Source organism: Arthrobacter sp. GCM10027362, from assembly GCF_042679445.1.
In the GTDB taxonomy this organism is placed as follows: Bacteria; Actinomycetota; Actinomycetes; order Actinomycetales; family Micrococcaceae; genus Crystallibacter.
The window spans coordinates 1-2966 of the sequence record NZ_JBHTML010000302.1 but is presented as its reverse complement, the minus strand read 5'-3'; the positions used below and the strand labels follow the sequence as shown (position 1 = coordinate 2966).

Sequence of the window (2966 nt, the reverse complement as noted above, 5' to 3'; positions counted from 1 at the left end):
CCGGGCCCGGCTGGCGGTCAGCGCCGTCGGGACTCCGGCGGCGGTGCGCGCCCGGCTGCGGCAGCTGGCCGGTGCGGCGGGAATCGACGAGCTGATGGTCGTAACCTATGCGTACGATCCGGCGGTCCGGGAGCGTTCCTACGAGCTGCTGGCAGAAGCCTGGGAACTGGTGTGAACTAATCTTGAAACCTGACCAGACAGGGCGGCATCTGCTTTCGGAGGGCTTGTGGCTAAGCGGAAGAAATTCAATCCGGCGGTAAAGGTTGCGGCGGGTGCGGCGTTCGATGCCCGCGGCAATCCCAAGCCCCGGCTCACCAACGCAATCCTGAAGGCCCTGGACGTGCAGCGTCCGCTGGTGCTGGCCAACCTGAACCGGTACCGGCGCAAGTTCCCGGAGGCCTCCCCGGCGGAACTGGCCGCCCGGCTGGAGAAGGACTACCTGGCCGCCGTCACCACCGGCGGTGCCACGGTGGGGGCCTTCGCGATTGTTCCCGGGGCCGGGACCATTGCCACCCTGGGGCTTTCGGCGGCTGCCACCGTTGGCTTCCTGGAGGCCACCGCCCTGTATGCGCAGTCCATCGCCGAGCTGCACGGCGTCCAGACCGCCGAGCCCGAACGGGCGCAGGCCATGGTCATGGCCATCATCATGGGCGATGAAGGCGCCGCAATGATCAAGGAGTTCGCCGGCCAGGCCGGGGGCAGGGGCGGCCTGGGCAGGACCTGGGGCAGCCTGGTGGGCGAGAGCATGCCGTCCGGCCTCGTCGGGGTGCTGGTGGAAAGCCTGCGCAAGCGCTTCCTGAAGAAGCTGCTGGCCAGGCAGGGCACGGCCCTGCTCGGCCGGGCGGTGCCGTTCGGGATCGGCGCGGTCATTGGCGGGGCCGGCAACCGCGTCATGGGCCGCCGCGTCATTGCCACCACCCGGCAGGCCTTCGGCGAGGCGCCGCTGGTACTGCCGATGGCGCTGGTGGAGGACCTGGCCCGCACGCAGAACCGGCTGCCCGCGCGGTTCATGCCGCTGCCGGGCCGGGCCCGTGCCCGGCGCCGTGCCGCCGGGCAGTACGCGCTGGAGGAGAAGGGCCAGACCGGGCCCGAGCAGCCCGGCCCGGACGGAAACCCCGGGGGCCGGGATGGCGCCTGAGGCAGCCATCGACCTGAACAGCGACCTGGGCGAATCCTTCGGCTCCTGGACCATGGGCGACGACGCCGCGATGTTCCCGCTGGTCAGCAGCGCCAACATCGCCTGCGGCTACCACGCCGGCGACGGCACCACGATGCTGGCCAGCTGTCGGCGGGCGGTGCAGCACGGCGTCACTGTCGGCGCGCACGTGTCCTACCGGGACCTGGCCGGCTTCGGCCGCCGGGCCATGGACATGGACCCGGCCGAGCTGGCCGCAGACGTGCTCTACCAGCTGGCCGCCCTCGACGGCATCGCCCGGGTAGCCGGCACCCGCGTGGCCTACGTCAAGCCCCACGGCGCGCTCTACAACCGGATTGTGCATGACCGCGTCCAGGCCGCGGCGGTGCTGGACGCGGTCCGCGCCTTCGATCCCACGCTGCCGGTGCTGGGCCTGCCCGGCTCCGCGGTGCTGGAACTGGCCGCGCAGGCGGGCCAGCCGGTCCGCCGCGAGGCGTTCGTGGACCGCGGCTACCGCCCGGACGGCACGCTCATTCCGCGCGGGGAGCCCGGCGCACTGCTGTCGGACCTGGAACAGATCGCCGAACGCGCCGTCGGCTTTGCGCGCAGCGGCCGGGCGGATTCGCTCTGCGTCCATGGGGACACCCCCGGCGCCGTGGCGATGGCGGCGCTGGTGCGGCAGCGGCTGGAGGCCGCCGGCCTCGCCGTCAGGTCCTTCGTGTGAGGATCCTGCCCTTCGGCAGCCACGCCCTGCTGGCCGAGTTCGGGACCCTGGCCGAGGTGCTCGCCCACTACCGCCCGCTCGCCGCGGCGCCGCTGCCCGGCGTCGTCGACCTGGTCCCAGCCGCGCGCACCATCCTGGCCAGCTTCGACGCCTCCGTCCCCGCAGCCGAGGTGCGGCACTGGCTGCAGGCCACGGCCCCGGACGACGACGGCGGGGAAACCGCCGGCGCGCAGGTCACCCTCGAGGTGGACTACACGGGCGAGGACCTGCCCGAGGTGGCCCGGCTGCTCGGGGTGGACGAGCGGGAAGTGGTCCGCCGGCACACATCAAGCCGCTGGACCGCCGCCTTCACCGGCTTCGCCCCCGGCTTTGCCTACCTCGTGGCGCCGGGCAACCCGCTGCAGGTGCCCCGCCGCGAGGTGCCGCGCCCGCGCGTGCCGGCCGGCTCGGTGGGCCTGGCGGGGGAATTCAGCGGCGTCTACCCCGGGGCCTCGCCGGGCGGCTGGCAGCTGATTGGACGGACCGGGGCGCGGCTCTGGGACCCCTCCCGGGAGCAGCCGGCCCTGATCCTGCCCGGCACCGTGGTCCGCTTCACGGAGGCACGATGAGCAGGGGGATCACCGTGCTCAAGCCGGGGGCCCAGCTGCTGATCGAGGACCTGGGCCGGCCCGGACATGCCGCCGTCGGCCTGAGCCCGTCGGGGGCGCTGGATGTGCGCGCGCTGCGGCTGGCCAACCGCCTGGCGGGCAATGCCCCCGGGGCCGCCGGGCTGGAGCTGCTGCTCGGGAACGCCGAGCTGGAATTCTCCGCGGATGCGGTGGTGGCCGTGACCGGTGCCCGCGGTCCGCTGGCGGTGGCCGGCGCGTCGCCGGCTGGATCCGCGGCGCTGACCAACCGGCCGCTGGTGCTGCAGGCCGGAGAGCGGCTGCGGATCGGCCCGGCGCAGGCGGGGCTGCGCTACTACCTGGCCGTGGCCGGCGGGATCGAGGCGGACCCGCTGATGGGTTCGCGCTCCGCGGACCTGCTCTCCGGCCTGGGCCCGGCACCGCTGCGGGCCGGGGACGTACTGGGCATCGGGCAGGTTCCGGCCGCGGCACCGGAGGCGGC

The 2966-nt window shown here is 74.0% G+C and carries 3 protein-coding genes and 1 pseudogene; all 4 read left to right on the top strand.

Going from position 1 to position 2966, the window contains the following annotated elements; genetic code table 11:
• Positions 1-226 precede the first annotated feature (226 nt).
• Complete coding sequence (locus ACFQ36_RS21910; protein WP_377017537.1) at positions 227-1138, top strand: hypothetical protein; 912 nt, start codon at positions 227-229, stop codon at positions 1136-1138.
• Positions 1128-1859, top strand: a complete 732-nt coding sequence (locus ACFQ36_RS21905) for a LamB/YcsF family protein (protein ID WP_377017535.1) — start codon at positions 1128-1130, stop codon at positions 1857-1859. The genes ACFQ36_RS21910 and ACFQ36_RS21905 overlap by 11 nt, the downstream gene beginning before the upstream one ends.
• Positions 1856-2467, top strand: coding sequence for an allophanate hydrolase subunit 1 (locus ACFQ36_RS21900; RefSeq protein WP_377017533.1), 612 nt, complete (start codon positions 1856-1858; stop codon positions 2465-2467). The genes ACFQ36_RS21905 and ACFQ36_RS21900 overlap by 4 nt, the downstream gene beginning before the upstream one ends.
• Positions 2464-2966, top strand: a pseudogene (locus tag ACFQ36_RS21895) (allophanate hydrolase subunit 2 family protein); the annotation flags it as partial. The gene ACFQ36_RS21900 and the pseudogene ACFQ36_RS21895, both read left to right, overlap by 4 nt.